The sequence below is a fragment of the Streptomyces sp. NPDC005438 genome, from assembly GCF_040606315.1.
Classification (GTDB): domain Bacteria; phylum Actinomycetota; class Actinomycetes; order Streptomycetales; family Streptomycetaceae; genus Streptomyces.
In genome coordinates, this window is sequence record NZ_JBEXEP010000004.1 from 217249 (window position 1) to 232907 (window position 15659).

The 15659-nt window shown below is 69.7% G+C and carries 15 protein-coding genes; 9 read left to right on the top strand and 6 right to left on the bottom strand.

Going from position 1 to position 15659, the window contains the following annotated elements; genetic code table 11:
* Positions 1–135 precede the first annotated feature (135 nt).
* Both dnaN and dnaA read right to left on the bottom strand, forming a co-directional pair.
* Positions 136–1266, bottom strand: coding sequence for a DNA polymerase III subunit beta (dnaN, locus tag ABZT14_RS11240; RefSeq protein ID WP_356299638.1), 1131 nt, complete (start codon positions 1264–1266; stop codon positions 136–138).
* Positions 1267–2573: 1307 nt separating this feature from the next.
* Positions 2574–4508 carry a chromosomal replication initiator protein DnaA gene (gene dnaA / locus ABZT14_RS11245; protein ID WP_356299640.1) on the bottom strand — a complete coding sequence of 645 codons (1935 nt, stop codon included), beginning with the start codon at positions 4506–4508 and terminating at the stop codon, positions 2574–2576.
* 449 nt (positions 4509–4957) lie between these two features.
* Here dnaA and rpmH point away from each other — a divergent pair, with 449 nt between their 5' ends.
* The 9 genes from rpmH (at position 4958) to ABZT14_RS11290 (ending at position 11906) form a co-directional block, all read left to right on the top strand.
* Positions 4958–5095 carry a 50S ribosomal protein L34 gene (gene rpmH / locus ABZT14_RS11250; protein ID WP_233872002.1) on the top strand — a complete coding sequence of 46 codons (138 nt, stop codon included), beginning with the start codon at positions 4958–4960 and terminating at the stop codon, positions 5093–5095.
* Positions 5096–5119: 24 nt separating this feature from the next.
* Positions 5120–5506 (top strand): ribonuclease P protein component, encoded by a 387-nt coding sequence (gene rnpA, locus ABZT14_RS11255; RefSeq protein WP_356299642.1) that lies wholly within the window; start codon positions 5120–5122, stop codon positions 5504–5506.
* On the top strand, positions 5503–5793 hold the full coding sequence (gene yidD / locus ABZT14_RS11260; RefSeq protein WP_356299644.1) for a membrane protein insertion efficiency factor YidD: 291 nt from the start codon (positions 5503–5505) through the stop codon (positions 5791–5793). The genes rnpA and yidD overlap by 4 nt, the downstream gene beginning before the upstream one ends.
* A 3-nt stretch (positions 5794–5796) precedes the next feature.
* The gene (gene yidC, locus ABZT14_RS11265) at positions 5797–6954 is read left to right on the top strand and encodes a membrane protein insertase YidC (RefSeq protein WP_356299646.1); all 1158 of its coding nucleotides are present in this window, start codon (positions 5797–5799) and stop codon (positions 6952–6954) included.
* Positions 6955–6969: 15 nt separating this feature from the next.
* Positions 6970–7494, top strand: a complete 525-nt coding sequence (locus ABZT14_RS11270; RefSeq protein WP_356299648.1) for a R3H domain-containing nucleic acid-binding protein — start codon at positions 6970–6972, stop codon at positions 7492–7494.
* A complete protein-coding gene (rsmG, locus tag ABZT14_RS11275; RefSeq protein ID WP_356299650.1) occupies positions 7491–8240 on the top strand; it encodes a 16S rRNA (guanine(527)-N(7))-methyltransferase RsmG in 750 nt (249 codons plus the stop codon). The genes ABZT14_RS11270 and rsmG overlap by 4 nt, the downstream gene beginning before the upstream one ends.
* Before the next feature lie 725 nt (positions 8241–8965).
* Positions 8966–10045 carry an AAA family ATPase gene (locus tag ABZT14_RS11280; protein WP_356299652.1) on the top strand — a complete coding sequence of 360 codons (1080 nt, stop codon included), beginning with the start codon at positions 8966–8968 and terminating at the stop codon, positions 10043–10045.
* A complete protein-coding gene (locus ABZT14_RS11285; RefSeq protein ID WP_356299653.1) occupies positions 10042–11190 on the top strand; it encodes a ParB/RepB/Spo0J family partition protein in 1149 nt (382 codons plus the stop codon). The genes ABZT14_RS11280 and ABZT14_RS11285 overlap by 4 nt, the downstream gene beginning before the upstream one ends.
* A gap of 98 nt (positions 11191–11288) precedes the next feature.
* On the top strand, positions 11289–11906 hold the full coding sequence (locus ABZT14_RS11290) for a GNAT family N-acetyltransferase (RefSeq protein ID WP_356299655.1): 618 nt from the start codon (positions 11289–11291) through the stop codon (positions 11904–11906).
* 216 nt (positions 11907–12122) lie between these two features.
* Here ABZT14_RS11290 and trxA read toward each other — a convergent pair whose 3' ends face one another.
* From trxA to sigM, 4 genes are all read right to left on the bottom strand, one after another.
* The gene (trxA, locus tag ABZT14_RS11295; protein WP_356299657.1) at positions 12123–12452 is read right to left on the bottom strand and encodes a thioredoxin; all 330 of its coding nucleotides are present in this window, start codon (positions 12450–12452) and stop codon (positions 12123–12125) included.
* Between the two features lie 51 nt (positions 12453–12503).
* Positions 12504–13481, bottom strand: coding sequence for a thioredoxin-disulfide reductase (trxB, locus tag ABZT14_RS11300; RefSeq protein WP_356299660.1), 978 nt, complete (start codon positions 13479–13481; stop codon positions 12504–12506).
* A 257-nt stretch (positions 13482–13738) separates the two neighbouring features.
* Positions 13739–14752 carry a zf-HC2 domain-containing protein gene (locus ABZT14_RS11305; protein ID WP_356299662.1) on the bottom strand — a complete coding sequence of 338 codons (1014 nt, stop codon included), beginning with the start codon at positions 14750–14752 and terminating at the stop codon, positions 13739–13741.
* Positions 14749–15558, bottom strand: coding sequence for an RNA polymerase sigma factor SigM (gene sigM / locus ABZT14_RS11310; protein WP_356299664.1), 810 nt, complete (start codon positions 15556–15558; stop codon positions 14749–14751). The genes ABZT14_RS11305 and sigM overlap by 4 nt, the downstream gene beginning before the upstream one ends.
* Positions 15559–15659 lie beyond the last annotated feature (101 nt).

Here is a 15659-nt window from a genome sequence, read left to right on the forward strand (position 1 = left end):
CCCGCACGGTTGTGGGCCCGGGCGCTCATCCGGGGCCTGACCAGCGGCCCCACTCGGTCCGCGCCCACCGGGGCGGGGCCCTGTGGACGGGGTGCGGCGGCCCTCCACAGGCTGGGGAGGGTTCGGCTCGTCGGGTCAGCCGGACAGGCGGACGGGCATGATCAGGTACTTGTACGCCTCGTCGACCTCGGCGTCCTTGCCCGGACGGCCACCCAGCAACGCCGGCTTGGTGGAGGTGGTGAACGACAGCTGGGCCACCGGGGAGTCGATGGCGCTGAGCCCCTCCAGCAGGAAGCCGGGGTTGAAGGCGATCGAGATGTCCTCGCCCTCCAGGTCGGCGTCCACCCGCTCCACGGCCTGCGCGTCGTCGCTGGAGCCCGCCTCCAGGGTGAGCACCCCCTGCTCGAAGCTCAGCCGGACCGGGGTGTTGCGCTCGGCGACCAGGGCCACACGCTTGACGGCCTCCACGAAGGGGGCGGTCTCGATCACGGCCACCGAGTTGAACTCGGTGGGGAACAGCGTGCGGTACTTGGGCAGGTCGCCCTCCAGCAGCCGGGTGGTCGTACGGCGGCCGGCGCCCTCGAAGCCGATCAGGCCCTCACCGGGGCCGGAGCTGGACAGCGCCAGGGTGACCTGGTCGCCGCCGCTGAGGGACTTGGCGGTGTCCAGCAGGGTCTTGGCGGGCACCAGGGCGACGGCCGAGGCGTCCGGCGTCTCCGGCTTCCACAGGAACTCGCGGACCGCGAAGCGGTAGCGGTCGGTGGAGGCCAGGGTGACGGTGTCGCCCTCGATCTCGATCCGCACACCGGTGAGCACCGGCAGGGTGTCGTCCCGTCCGGCGGCGATGGCCACCTGCTGGACGGCGGAGGCGAACACCTCACCGGGCACCGTGCCGGTGGCGCTGGGCATCTGGGGGAGGGCCGGGTACTCCTCGACGGGCAGGGTGTGGAGGGTGAACCGGGAGGATCCGCAGACCACTTGGGCCTTGACCCCGTCCGTGGAGATCTCCACCGGCCGGTTGGGGAGGTTGCGGCAGATGTCGGCGAGCAGCCGGCCGGACACCAGGACGGTGCCCTCCTCCTCCATCTCGGCTTCCACCGAGACGCGGGCCGAGACCTCGTAGTCGAAGCTGGACAGGCTCAGGCTGCCGTCCTCGGCCTTCAACAGCACTCCGGCGAGGACCGGCATCGGCGGACGGGCGGGCAGGCTCTTCGCCGTCCACGCCACCGCCTCCGCGAGTACGTCGCGCTCCACGCGGATCTTCACTACCGCCTCCTGCTGTCGCTGGCTGCTCGCCCTGCTGGGTGTTCGTCGGCCTGATGCCGGGCACCAGTCTGACGCACCTCACTGACAGCTGGAGAGTCGCTGGGTCAAATCGGGCTGAGGGCCTGATCCACGAGTTGTGCACAGCACCCACTTCGAAGCGAATCCAGCCCTCTATCTCTCTGGTCGTAGTAGTAGGGCTTGTGGATACCGTGGATAACGTGGTTCGCGCAGGTCAGAGCGCAGATTTTGTCCACATGGCCTGTGGGTGGACCGGTGGACGAACAAGGGGTCCCTGTGGAGGAGTCGCGGCCGTCCACATCCCGTACACAGGCCGACAGGGGTTGTCCCCAGTGCCGCCCACAGCTTTTCCCCAGTTCTCCACCGCTCAATCCGGCAACTTCGTGTGACGCCTTTCACTCGAAGCGGCGTACGGGCTCATGACGTTGCCGAACAGTGGACAACTCTGTGGAAGAGGTGTGCATAAGTGCCCCCAGCCTGTGGGCGGCCGGTGGACAACCCGATCGTTGTATGCACCCTCCAACTGCGGTCCACAGTCTGTGGACAGTCGTTGACCACAAGTCCACAGGCCTCTGACCTGAGGGAAGTGATCATCGGCCGGCCCGCCTGTGGAGGAAATCTGGATAACTTCCCGTTCCCCAGGGTGTGGAGAAGAAGTTACCGGGCGGTCTGTGGACAACTGCCCCTGGCCCCGGGGAAATCGAACAGCATGGGTCGCGCGGCAGCGGGGTAAAGGCGTCGCTCGCGATCCATTCGGCCCTCCGCGCAAGGCAGTTGGACCCGTTCCAGAGGCGTCAGGAGCCCGCGAGGGAGAGCGTTCGCGGTTCGTACGGCCCGTCCTGGCGCCCCCGACCGTCCGGCGAACCGGCCTCTGGCCGCCCGCCCGACCACGGCGCGGCAGTGGGGAGAGAGCCCGTACGGCCTGGTGAGCGGCCTGTGGGCGCCCCAGGAGCTCGTCTGGTGAGCCTGGGTGGGCGGACGTCGGTGAACGTCGGCGAACGCGACCGGGGCCCGGGACGGGCGCCGTGATCCGTCGGGTGGTCGCGGTACGGGGAAGCGCCCCGAGGAGCCCGTACGGCCGTGGTGGGGGCGCCGTCAGGGGCGGCAGGCGGGGGCGAGGGAGGCTCGGCGACCGCTGGTGGGGACGCCAACTGCCGCGTTATCCACAGGAGTTGGGGATAACGCGGCTACCCGGGGAAAGAGCGGTGCCCCCGGGGCCTTGGGGCGACGGTGACGGGAGGGCTGAGAGGGAGACGGGGAGGCGGCCCGGGAGGCCAACGGGCGTGCGCTCAGCCGTTCTTGATGCGGTTGGTGAGTTCGGTGACCTGGTTGTAGATGGAGCGCCGCTCGGCCATCAGGGCGCGGATCTTCCGGTCGGCGTGCATCACCGTGGTGTGGTCACGGCCACCGAACTGGGCGCCGATCTTGGGCAGCGACAGGTCGGTCAGCTCCCGGCAGAGGTACATGGCGATCTGACGAGCCGTCACCAGCACCCGGCTGCGGGAGGAGCCGCACAGGTCCTCCCGGGTGAGGCCGAAGTACTCGGCGGTGGCGGTCATGATCGCGGTCGCGGTGATCTCCGGTGCCGCGTCCTCGCCGCCGGGGATCAGGTCCTTCAGCACGATCTCGGTCACGCCCAGGTCCACCGGCTGCCGGTTGAGGCTGGCGAAGGCGGTGACCCGGATCAGCGCGCCCTCCAGCTCCCGGATGTTGCGGGAGATGCGGGAGGCGATGAACTCCAGGACCTCGGGCGGGGCGTTGAGCTGTTCCTGCACCGCCTTCTTCCGCAGGATCGCGATCCGGGTCTCCAGCTCGGGCGGCTGGACGTCGGTGATCAGTCCCCACTCGAACCGGTTGCGCAACCGGTCCTCCAGGGTGACCAGTTGCTTGGGCGGCCGGTCGCTGGAGAGCACGATCTGCTTGTTGGCGTTGTGCAGGGTGTTGAAGGTGTGGAAGAACTCCTCCTGGGTGGACTCCTTGCTGGCCAGGAACTGCACGTCGTCCACCAGCAGGATGTCCATGTCGCGGTAGCGCTTGCGGAAGGCGTCCGCCTTGCCGTCGCGGATGGAGTTGATGAACTCGTTGGTGAACTCCTCGGAGCTCACGTAGCGCACCCGGGTGCCCGGGTAGAGGCTGCGGGCGTAGTGGCCGATCGCGTGCAGCAGGTGGGTCTTGCCGAGCCCGGACTCCCCGTAGATGAACAGGGGGTTGTACGCCTTGGCCGGCGCCTCGGCCACCGCCACGGCCGCCGCGTGGGCGAAGCGGTTGGAGGCGCCGATCACGAAGGTGTCGAACAGGTACTTGGGGTTGAGCCGTGCCGTGGGCTCGCCCGGCCCGGTGGCGGGGGCCGGCTGGGCGGCGAGGGGGCCGGGTGCCCCACTGGGCGCCGGGAGTTGGGCCGGGGCGTCGAACCGGGCGGGGGGCGGGGGGTAGCCGCCCTCGGGCCGGCCGTCGTAGCCGTGCGGGCCGTCATACCCGGGCCGCTGGTCGTAGCCGGGGCGGGCGTCGTAGCCGGACCGCTGCTCGTACCGCTGGTCCTCGTAGCGGGGTTCGGGCACCGAGGCGCGGTGCGGGGGCGGGTGGTGGCCCCGGTAGTCCGGGCGTTCCCCGGTGTGGGTCTGGCCGCCCCGGTTGTCGCCGTAGTTGTCGCTGTAACTGTCGCCGTACGTGTCGCCGTACTCGCGGTTGCCGTGGCCGTGGCCCTGGTCGTAGGGGCGGAGGGCGCCCTGCTGCGGTGGCGGCCCGGTGTGCGGGGGCTGGGCGTACGGGTCGTCCCAGCCGCCGTGGGGGTGGTGGGCGGGGTGGCCCTCGTATCCGGGGCCGGCCGGGTAGTCGCGGTAGGCGGGGCGGGGCGCGGGCAGTTCGGCCGGGCCGTACCCGCCGGGGTTGCCGGGGGGTGCCTCGGCGGTGTCGGCGGCCGGCGGGGGCTGGGCGCCGGACTCGGGCGGCGGGGCCACCGGGCCGGTCACCGTGACGGCGAGCCGGATGGGCTGGCCGCACTCGCGGCTGAGGGCCTCGCCGATCTTGGGGGCCAGTCGTCCTTCGAGTACGCCCTTGGCGTATTCGTTGGGTACCCCGAGGAGTGCGGTGCCGGACACCAGTACCAGCGGCTGGCAGTCCTGGAGCCACCGCCGGTCCTTGGCCTCCACACCCTGTTCCTCGGAAAGGAGTTGTTCCAGTACCCGGGGCCACACCGCAGCGAGGTCGGCAGGTAGGTCAACCACGGGCACGCTTCTCTCAACTCGCGGGGTGGGGTGGTCTCGTGGGATCGGGCCCGGCGCGACAGTGGGTGTTCTGGGGGTGGTCGTCGGGCTTGGGAAGTTCAGTCACGGTAGTAAGGCAGACGTACGCGTTCAAGTTGTTGTCCACAGGCTGTGTACGGCCAGCCCACGGAGGGGAGGCTGGTTTGACCGCCGACCTGAGCCGCGCGTACCGTAATCAGGTCGAGTTGTCGATGGCTGCTGCCGCCTGCCTGGCGAAGGGTCAAGATCGCGAAGGTCAGGTCCCACAGGTCCCCCGTGAGGTTTTCGGGTCAGATCTGTGGTTCACGGCTGTTCACGGTGATGGGTGGTTCCCGCGAGGGAGTCGCACACTGGTCGTGGGCACACGGTGACAGCCATTCGACTCCCACATCTCGTCTCCTCGTGAGACCAAGCATTCCTGGAGCCCCCGAGTGAGCAAGCGCACCTTCCAGCCGAACAACCGTCGTCGTGCCAAGACCCACGGCTTCCGGCTGCGGATGCGGACCCGTGCCGGCCGCGCGATCATCACCAACCGCCGCGGCAAGGGCCGCGCCCGTCTGTCGGCCTGAGGCAGCTGACCGCAGGTCCACGACGTGCTGCCTTCCGAGCACCGGCTGAGGCGGCGCGAGGACTTCGCCACCGCGGTACGCCGAGGACGTCGAGCGGGTCGCCCGCTTCTGGTCGTCCATCTGCGACGCGCCGCCTCCGCCGAGGCGAACGCCGGCCCGCACGCGACCGGGAAGACCGCTTCCCCGTCACGTGCGGGTTTCGTCGTGAGTAAGGCGGTGGGCGGCGCTGTGGTCCGTAACCGGGTCAAGCGTCGCCTTCGCCACCTCATACGGGATCGGCTGGAGAGCCTGCCCACCGGTAGCCTGGTGGTCGTACGGGCGTTGCCCGGCGCGGGTGAGGCGGAGTACGCGCAGCTGGCTCGTGACCTGGACAGCGCGCTGAAGCGGCTGCTGGGAGGGGCGCCGCCATGAAGTACCCCCTGCTCTGGTTGATCAAGTTGTACCAGCTCACCGTGAGCCCCTTGTTGGGGCCGGTCTGCAAGTACTACCCCTCGTGTTCGCACTACGGGTACGAGGCCATCCACCGCCACGGCGCGGTGAAGGGCACGGGGCTGACCGCCTGGCGCGTACTGCGCTGCAATCCCTGGTCGGCCGGCGGCGTCGACCACGTTCCCGCCCGGAAGCACCCGGTCTGGCACCAGCGTCTCCGTCACCGATGGTCGCGGTACCGGACTCAGTCCAACGCCCAAGGAGTCTGATTCGTGGACACGATCCTCGGTCCTCTCTATACCGCTGTCTCCTGGATCATCGTCCAGTTCCACACGCTGTACAGCCTTGTCTTCGACAAGGACAGTGGTTGGGCCTGGGGTCTGTCCATCGTCTCGCTGGTGATCCTGATCCGCATCGCGCTGATCCCGCTGTTCGTGAAGCAGATCAAGTCGACGCGGAACATGCAGGCGCTCCAGCCCAAGATGAAGGCCATCCAGGAGCGCTACAAGAGCGACAAGCAGCGTCAGTCCGAAGAGATGATGAAGCTGTACAAGGAGACGGGGACCAACCCCTTCTCCAGCTGTCTGCCGATCCTGGCGCAGTCGCCCTTCTTCATCGCGCTCTACCAGGTGCTCACCAAGATCTCCCGGGGCCACGAGGTTGGCGTCCTGGGCCAGGACCTGGTGGACAGCGCGCGTAACGCCCACATCTTCGGCGCTCCCATCGCCGTGAAGTTCATGGACAACGCCGACAAGGTCGAGGCGCTCAACGCGACGCTCAGCGACGTACGGGTCGTCACCGTCGCCATGATCCTGATGATGTCGGCCTCGCAGTTCTTCACCCAGCGGCAGCTGATGACGAAGAACGTCGACCTGACCGTGAAGACGCCGTTCATGCAGCAGCAGAAGATGCTGATGTACGTCTTCCCCATCATGTTCGCCGTCTTCGGCATCAACTTCCCCGTGGGTGTGCTGGTCTACTGGCTGACCACCAACGTCTGGACGCTGGGCCAGCAGATGTACGTGATCAAGCGCAACCCCACCCCGGGAAGCCTCGCGTTCAAGGAGCGGCAGGAGAAGCTGCGGGCCAAGGGCAAGCTGAAGGAGGACCCCGAGGAGGTGGAGGCCCGGGAGGCCGCCGCCGCCGCGCGGGCCAAGCGCCAGCAGCCCAAGCGCCAGTCGAAGTCCCAGCGCCAGTCCGGCGTCGCGCAGCCCAGGACCGGCGGTGCGCAGGCGGAAGACGGCAGGGACGAGGACGCCACGGCCACCACGAAGTCGGCGAACTCGGCCTCCAGCGAACACTCCCTGGACAGTGGGAGCGGCAGTAGTGCCAAGCCCGCCGGCTCCTCCCCCAAGGCCGGGAAGAAGAAGGCCGGACAGCAGCGCAAGGGCGGCGGCCCGCAGCGACCCAAGCACCCCTCGAAGAAGTAAGTAAGGAGCCGATTCGTGACGGACACCACCGCGCACGCGCCCTCGGCGGAGGAGCCGACCTCGGGGGCGGACCGCGTGACCCGCCTTGAGCAGGAAGGCGACATCGCGGCCGACTACCTCGAGGGGCTGCTGGACATCGCCGACCTGGACGGCGATATCGACATGGACGTGGAGGGGGACCGCGCCGCGGTCTCCATCATCAGCGAGGGCCCCGCCCGTGACCTGCAGAAACTGGTCGGCCGGGACGGGGAGGTCATGGAGGCCCTCCAGGAGCTGACGCGGCTGGCGGTGCACCGGGAGACCGGTGAGCGCAGCCGGCTGATGCTGGACGTGGCCGGTTTCCGGGCGCGCAAGCGGGCCGAGTTGACCGAGCTGGGCACCAAGACGGCCCAAGAGGTCAAGAGCAGTGGCGAGTCGGTGAAGCTCAAGCCGATGTCCCCCTTCGAGCGCAAGGTCGTCCACGACGCGGTCGCCGCTGAGGGGCTGCGGAGCGAGTCCGAGGGCGAGGAGCCGCAACGCTGTGTGGTCGTCCTGCCGTGACGGACGAGGGCCCGGAGCAGGAGGAGGCCCCGCGGCTCTCGGAGCCTCCCGAGTCCGCGCGTCTACTGTTTGGCGACGCGCTGCCGGACGCGGTGCGCTATGCGGAGCTGTTGGCGGACGCCGGGGTACGACGGGGGCTGATCGGCCCGCGTGAGGTACCCCGGCTGTGGGAGCGGCACCTGGTGAACTGCGGGGTGCTGTCGGAAGCGGTACCGGAGGGGGTCACCCTCTGCGATGTGGGCTCGGGTGCGGGCTTGCCCGGTATCCCCCTCGCCCTGGTGCGGCCGGATCTGAAGATCACCCTGCTGGAGCCGCTGCTGCGGCGAACGACCTTCCTCCGCGAGGTCGTTGAGCTGCTGGGCCTGGACCACGTGGAGGTGGTCCGTGGTCGGGCGGAGGAGGTGCTGGGCACCCTTCCCCCGGTACACGTGGTCACCGCCCGGGCGGTGGCTCCCCTGGACCGGCTCGCCGGATGGGGGGTGCCGCTGCTTCGCCCCTTCGGGGAGATGCTGGCCCTGAAGGGCAGCACTGCCGAGGAGGAGCTGCGGGGGGCTCGTGCCGCCCTGCACAAGCTGGGTGTGGTGGAGACCTCCGTGCTGTCCGTGGGAGAGGACACGGTCGGGCTGCGGTCCACCGTGGTGCGGGCCGAGGTCGGGGAGAGCCCCGGCGGGGTACGGTTCGCCGCGAAGCGGGCCCGGGCCGCGCGGTCCAACCGTTCTAGGAGAGGCGGACCCCGGCACCGTTGAGTGTGGGGACGACGAGGACTGAGGGCCGGGGCGATGCGCTCCGGCCCTCAACGCGTGCTGGACGGTTGCCCGTTCGGCTCGTGCGGTGCGTGGCGGGCCGGGTGGTGGGTTCCCCGTACGGGGGCGGGGGCGCCGCGCTGTGAGGGGCTGGGGTCGGGGTCGGCCGCTCACAGCGGCTACCGGCCCCTGCCACGCGTCCACGGTCCTCGCGGGTCGGGCCGGCCCCTCGTGCGTACGAGCCTGGCCGGCCGTACCGACCTGGTGACGGGGCGGGTGTGGGTGCCGCTCGCCCTGGGCCTCCGCGCGAGGGGGGCGGGGCCGGTGTGGGTGGCCGTGGGGGTGGCGAGTGCCCCAACCGCCCGGTGAGGGTGGGTGCTTGTGCGGTTCGGGGGCCGTAGCCGGGGGCGTATCCGGGGCGGACCGGTTCGGTGGTCGGTGGGGGAGGCGGTGGTGTGCGGTGGGCAACCGGTGGTGTCGCGGTGCCCGTTGGGCGCCCAGCCGAGGGAAGGGGCCTACTCCATACCAGCCTTCGCGTCGGTGCCTCGCGGAGTGTCGTCGTCCTCAGCGGCCGGGGGCGCTGCATCGTGTTTCACGTGAAACGACGTTCACTGCTCCAGGGAATCATCAGCCGGGGGCGGGCTGCCGCTCCACGTGATCGTAAGTCTCGTTCCACCACCGATTTGTCCACAGCTGGGCGGGCCTCGCTGGTTCACAACCCCAAAAGCATGGCAGGCTCTCCCCAGAGAGAGCCTGCTGTCGAGGAGAGTGAGCCCGTGCGGTCCGACGCCAACGTCGCGGGACCGATGACCGAACCGGTCCCCGGCCCCCGTTCAGAACCGGCTGACGTTTCACGTGAAACGCCACCTCCCATGGACGCCACTCCGGTCATCGAGGGTCCTGGTGACGGTTCCGCCCCGGTGGGGCGTGCCGCGCAACAGGCAGTGGAGGCGATGAACCGCTCCGGGGAACGGCTCCCCCGCCCGGAGCGGACCCGAGTGATGATCGTCGCCAACCAGAAGGGGGGCGTGGGGAAGACCACCACCACGGTCAACCTGGCCGCCTCCCTCGCCCTGCACGGTGCCCGGGTGCTGGTGGTCGACCTCGACCCCCAGGGCAACGCCTCGACCGCGCTGGGCATCGACCACCACTCCGAAGTCCCCTCCATCTACGACGTGTTGGTGGACAGCAGGCCGCTGGCCGACGTGGTGCAGCCGGTACCGGACGTGGAGGGACTCTTCTGCGCTCCAGCCACCATCGATCTCGCCGGTGCGGAGATCGAGTTGGTGTCGCTGGTGGCGCGGGAGAGCCGGCTGCAACGGGCCATCACGGGCTACGAGCAGCCGCTGGACTATGTGTTGATCGACTGCCCGCCTTCCCTGGGGCTGCTGACGGTCAATGCCATGGTCGCGGGCAACGAGGTGGTCATCCCCATCCAGTGCGAGTACTACGCGCTGGAAGGACTGGGGCAACTGCTGCGCAACGTGGATCTGGTGAAGGGGCATCTGAACCCACAGCTGCACCTGTCCACCATCATCCTCACCATGTACGACGGGCGCACTCGGCTGGCCTCCCAGGTTGCCGAGGAGGTGCGCGGCCACTTCCACAGTGAGGTGCTGCGCACCAACATCCCGCGTTCGGTGCGGATTTCGGAGGCGCCGAGCTACGGGCAGACGGTTCTGACCTACGATCCGGGTTCCAGTGGCGCCCTCTCCTACCTGGAGGCGGCCCGGGAGATCGCGTTGCGGGATCCGGCGGCGTCCGGGGACGGACGGCACAACAGTGGTATGGCGGAGGGGACGCAGTGAGCGAACGACGTAGGGGGCTGGGTCGGGGGCTGGGCGCTCTGATTCCGGCCGCGCCCAAGGGCGAGCAGGACCAGGCCGGCGCCGAGGGCACCGCCCTCCTCACCTCGGACCGGGGTGTGGCGGCGGCCCGGGTGGCCGAACTCCCCGACAGCGCTGTTTCACGTGAAACCGTGGCGGAGCAGCCCTCAGCCCCGGAGGTCGAGTCGCTGGAGGAGGAGAGCATCGGCGCCCACTTCGCCGAGGTTCCCCTGGACTCCATCACCCCCAACCCCCGGCAGCCGCGCGAGGTCTTCGACGAGGACGCCCTCGCCGAGTTGGTGACCTCCATCCGCGAGGTCGGACTGCTCCAGCCGGTGGTGGTACGCCAACTCCGCGCTGACCGCTACGAGTTGATCATGGGTGAGCGTCGTTGGCGCGCCTGCCGTGACGCGGGGCTGGAGCGTATCCCCGCGATCATCCGGGCCACCGACGACGAGAAGCTGCTCCTGGACGCCCTGCTGGAGAACCTGCACCGGGCGCAGCTGAACCCCCTGGAGGAGGCGGCGGCGTACGACCAGCTGCTGAAGGACTTCAACTGCACCCACGACCAGTTGGCGGACCGTATCGGACGGTCCCGCCCTCAGGTGTCCAACACCCTCCGGTTGCTGCGGCTGTCTCCCTCGGTGCAGCGCCGGGTGGCCGCCGGGGTGCTGTCGGCGGGGCACGCTCGTGCCCTGTTGTCGGTGGAGGACGGCGAGGAACAGGACCGGTTGGCGCACCGGATCGTTGCCGAGGGTCTCTCGGTACGTGCGGTCGAGGAGATCGTGACCCTGATGGGGAGCAAGGGGCGCAAGTCCTCCCGCCCCAGCAAGCCTCGTGCCGGCCGCCGTGTCTCTCCCGCGTTGGACCACCTGGCCGGTCGGTTGTCGGACCGCTTCGAGACCAGGGTGAAGGTCGACCTGGGGCAGAAGAAGGGCAAGATCGTGGTGGAGTTCGCCTCGGTGGATGATCTGGAACGGATCCTCGGCCAGCTGGCTCCTGGCGAGGGGCCGGTGCTCGACCAGCTCACGCGGGAGGATGGCGACCAGGCAACCGAGGAAGCCTCGGCGGAGGAAGTCGACGAGGGTGGGAAGGCGCGGAAGCGGCAGGACGCCGACGACGGCTGAGACCTCCCTCGGCCGGTCGCCGCGCGTAGCCGCCTGGCACCGCGTATCGCTCCGCCCGTTACCGCGAATCAGCGAGACGCCCCGTGGATACTGGATCCATGGGGCGTCAGCTTGTTTCGCTTACCTTGGACCGGCTCGCCGACCTGCCCGACCCCTGCCGCAGCTGTGTGTTCTGGGAGATGGACCCGGTCAGCGGCGAGGAGGCGGTACGGTCCGGCCAGGCCGCTCTGGAGAAGGAGTCCTGGCTCTCGGCGGTTCTGCTGGAGTGGGGCTCCTGTGGGCGCGTGGTGCTGGTGGACGAGGAGCCGGTGGGGTTCGTGCTGTTCGCGCCCTCGGCCTATGTGCCCCGCTCGACGGCTTTCCCCACCAGTCCGGTCACCCCGGACGCGGTGCAACTGATCACGGCCCGGCTGGTGCCGGGCTTCCAGGGGCAGGGTCTCGGTCGGGTGATGGTGCAGACGGTCGCCAAGGACGTACTGCGACGGGGATTCAAGGCCATCGAGGCGTTCGGTGACGCGCGGTGGCAGGGGCCCGGTTGTCTGCTGCCGGCTGATCATCTGCTGGCGGTGGGCTTCAAGACCGTACGCCCGCACCCTCGGTATCCCCGGCTGAGGCTGGAGCTGCGGACGACGTTGTCCTGGAAGCAGGACGTGGAGCAGGCGCTCGACAAGCTCCTGGGAGTGGTGCAGAAGGAGCCCGCGCTACGGCCCCTGTAGCCGCCGGGCGGCCACGTAGGTCGCTCCAACTGACTGTGGGGGCAACGGAGTTGGAGGTACCGCCGGGTCGGCTCCCTGGAGCGGGACGCCTCGTACGGCTTCCCGGGGGCTGTCGGGGAGACGGACAGGGAAACGGCCCCTCGCCGTCGTACGCGAGGGGCCGTTTCACGTGAAACCTCGACCGGGACCTCAGCCCCGGTCTTCGGCGGGAGGGGCTCAGCCGATGAACTCGGCCAGCTCCTTCTCCAGGGCGGCCTTGGGCTTGGCGCCCACGATGGTCTTCACCACGTCGCCGCCCTGGTAGACGTTCATGGTGGGGATGGACATGATGCCGTACTTGGCGGCGATGGCGGGGTTCTCGTCAATGTTGAGCTTGACGATGGTCAGCTTGTCCCCGTGCTCGGAGGCGATGGCCTCCAGCGAGGGGGCGATCTGACGGCAGGGGCCGCACCAGGCCGCCCAGAAGTCGACGAGTACGGGCTTGTCGCTCTTGAGCACGACCTCGTCGAAGTCGCTGTCGGTCGCGGTCACGGTGGCACCGGCCATGGGTCAATCTCCTTGTCTAGCGGATGAGTTGGGGAAAGTTGGGGGGCCGGGTCAGACGGCCACGGACTTCTCGGGCTCGGGGGTGGAGTCGCCGTCGGTACGGGCGGCGAGGTACCGCTCGGCGTCCAGGGCGGCGGCGCATCCGGTGCCGGCGGCGGTGATCGCCTGCCGGTAGGTGTGGTCGACCACGTCGCCGGCGGCGAACACCCCGGGGACGTTGGTGCGGGTGGAGGGAGAGTCCACGGAGACGTACCCCTCCTCGTCGAAGGTGAGCACGCCCTGGAACAGCTCGGTGCGGGGGTCGTGGCCGATGGCGACGAACAGCCCGGTCACCGACAGCTGCGAGGTCTCACCGTTCTTGGTGTTCCGCAGGGTGAGGCCGCCCAGCTTGCCGTCCTTCTCGTGGATCTCGGCGACCTCGCTGTCCCAGACGAAGTTGATCTTCGGGTCGGCGAAGGCCCGCTCCTGCATCGCCTTGGAGGCCCGCAGGGAGTCCCGACGGTGGACCACGGTCACCGACTCGGCGAAACGGGAGAGGAAGGTGGCTTCCTCCATCGCCGTGTCCCCGCCGCCGATCACCGCGATGTGCTGCTCGCGGAAGAAGAAGCCGTCACAGGTGGCGCAGTAGGAGACGCCCCGGCCGGACAGCTCGTCCTCCTTGGGAAGCCCCAGCTTGCGGTGCTGGGAACCGGTGCTGACGATCACCGTACGGGCGCGGTAGACCGTGCCGGCGGAGTCGGTGACGGTCTTGATGTCGCCGCTGAGGTCGACGGCGCTGACGTCGTCCGGGATCAGCTCGGCGCCGAACCGCTCGGCCTGGGCGCGCATCTGGTCCATCAGGTCAGGGCCCATGATGCCGTCACGGAAGCCGGGGTAGTTCTCCACCTCGGTGGTGTTCATCAGGGCGCCGCCGGCGGTGACCGACCCCTCGAAGACCAACGGTTCCAAGGAGGCACGGGCGGTGTAGAGAGCGGCGGTGTAACCCGCGGGCCCGGAGCCGATGATGATCACGTTACGGACGTCGCTCACGAGAGCCTTCCTTGTCTGCCGACTGCGTTGGTTGCTTCGGAGGCGCTTTCACTCCACCCAACGGATCCTATGCACAACTCATTCCCCGGTCTCGCCCCCGGGCAGGGAGCGGCCACCGCCGTGTCATCCGGGGCCCGGAGAGGGCCCCTGTCGGCGGTGGCCTGAGGTCACGCGAGGGCGGGCGGGAAGTGGCTGGGCGTACGCCGTGGACCAGCGGTGCTGCCGGACCGGGCCAGGGAACGGCCAGCCACCCGGGGTTACTTCCGTGCGACGTCCCGCTCGGTGAGGACCTCGCCCTTCTTGCCCTCGCCGCCGACACAGGAGGCGTCCACCACATAGGCGTCCACCCTGGACTTGTCCTTGGCGTGCGGCAGCAGGACCAGGTAGGCGGGCTTGCCCTCGTAACGGCGCTGTTCGGCGGCCAGCGGGGAGGTGCCGTCGCGGCCGATGGCCTGCCGTACGCAGCTGGGTACGGAGACGGCCGCGTCCTGGCCCCGGAGGGGGCGTTCGTTGCTGGAGTTGGGGGACTGCTTGACGCTCATCCGGGGCGAGGCCTCCGGCGAGGGCTGGTCCCGCAACAGCTTCTGGGCGTCCTTCTCCAGGCGGGTGGCCTGTGCGGGTTCGGAACCGTCGTCCGAGGAGCCGAAGCCCTGGAAGACCAGTCCCGCTATCCCGAGGACCGCCACCGCGCCCACCGCGCTCAGCAGAGCCCGGCGACGGCGCCGGCCCGGACCGGAGGCTCCACGCCCGGGACCGGTCGAGCCCCTGGCGTGCCCGCGCGGACGGTCGGCGGACGGCCGACCCGACTCGCGGGCTCCCGTCGTTTCACGTGAAACACGTACCGGTTCCTCACGGCTGACCGAACGCGGGGTGGTCGGGTTGACGTCACCGGAGGAGCCGGCGAGGCCCTTCGAGGCGGTCGCGGCGTCCAAGCCCTCCGAGGCACCCTCGGCGGGGTCGGCCTCGGTGGAGGGAGAGGGCGCGAGGTCCACCGACCCCTGCCGCTCCCGGTCCAGCAGGACCTCCGCCGCCAAGGCGGCGTCGATGCGGTGGGCCACGTCCTCGGGCATCCGCTCGGGCCCCGGCAGGGTTCCCAGCAGCCCCCGAAGCTCGTCGAGGGAGACCCGTACGTCAGCGCACACGGCGCACTGTTCCAGGTGGGTTTCCACCGTGGCGGCGTGCTCGGCGTCCAGCAGTCCTTCGGCGTACTCGGAGATCTCCTCGACTTCGGGGTGATCTCCCTCGTCGAACGTCGATGAAGCGGACGTCATCTGTTCCCACCTCCGCCCTTCGCGGCCCCGGGTTGTTGTGCGTCTTCCGCGAGGGCGCCCGAACGCGCGGGCCCCCTGGCATCGGCTGAACCGGCCGAACCGGGTGATCTGCCGGTCGATCTCGCGGAGGAGACGGATTCCGGGGATGAGACGGGGCGGCCCCCGGTCTGGTTCCCCCCGGCCGGGCGGCGGGATCCGGGAACCTCCTCGGGAGCCCCCGGACGGAGGTGACTGAGCAGTGGCAGCAGCCGGGACCGGCCCCGTGCGCAGCGGCTCTTGACGGTGCCCACCGCCACGTCGAGCATCTTCGCGGCCTCGGCCACCGGGTAGCCCTGCATGTCGACCAGTACCAGTGCGGAGCGCTGCTCGACGGGGAGGGTCTCCAGGGCCTCCGTGAGTTCACGTCGCAGGTCCCGCTGTTCGGCGGGGACCTCCGGGGACTCCTGCGGCTCCATCATCTGGTCGAGCCGCTCGTAGTCGTCCGTCAGCGAGGTGCGGCGGGTGGAGGCCTTGCGCGCCCGGTCCAGGCAGGCGTTGACCGTGATCCGGTGCAGCCAGGTGGTCACCTGGGACTTGCCCTGGAACTTGCCGGCCGCGCGGTAGGCGGATATCAGCGCGTCCTGTACCGCGTCGGCGGCCTCGTCCCGGTCCCCCAGGGTTCGGACGGCCACCGCCCACAGTCGGTCGCGATGACGGCGCACGATCTCGCCGAAGGCATCGGGGTTCCCCTCCACATGGCGGGCGAGCAGTTCGCGATCGGACAGCTGGTCCAGTTCCAAGGCGGCGTCTATCGCCTCGTCTCCCATGTGCTCCCCCCTCCCTTCCGGTACCGGACCGGGGCTGCGCCCGGGGCCGCTCATTCGGACCTTTGCCGGGAACGGATGTCCCGGGTACCGCATCTCGTACG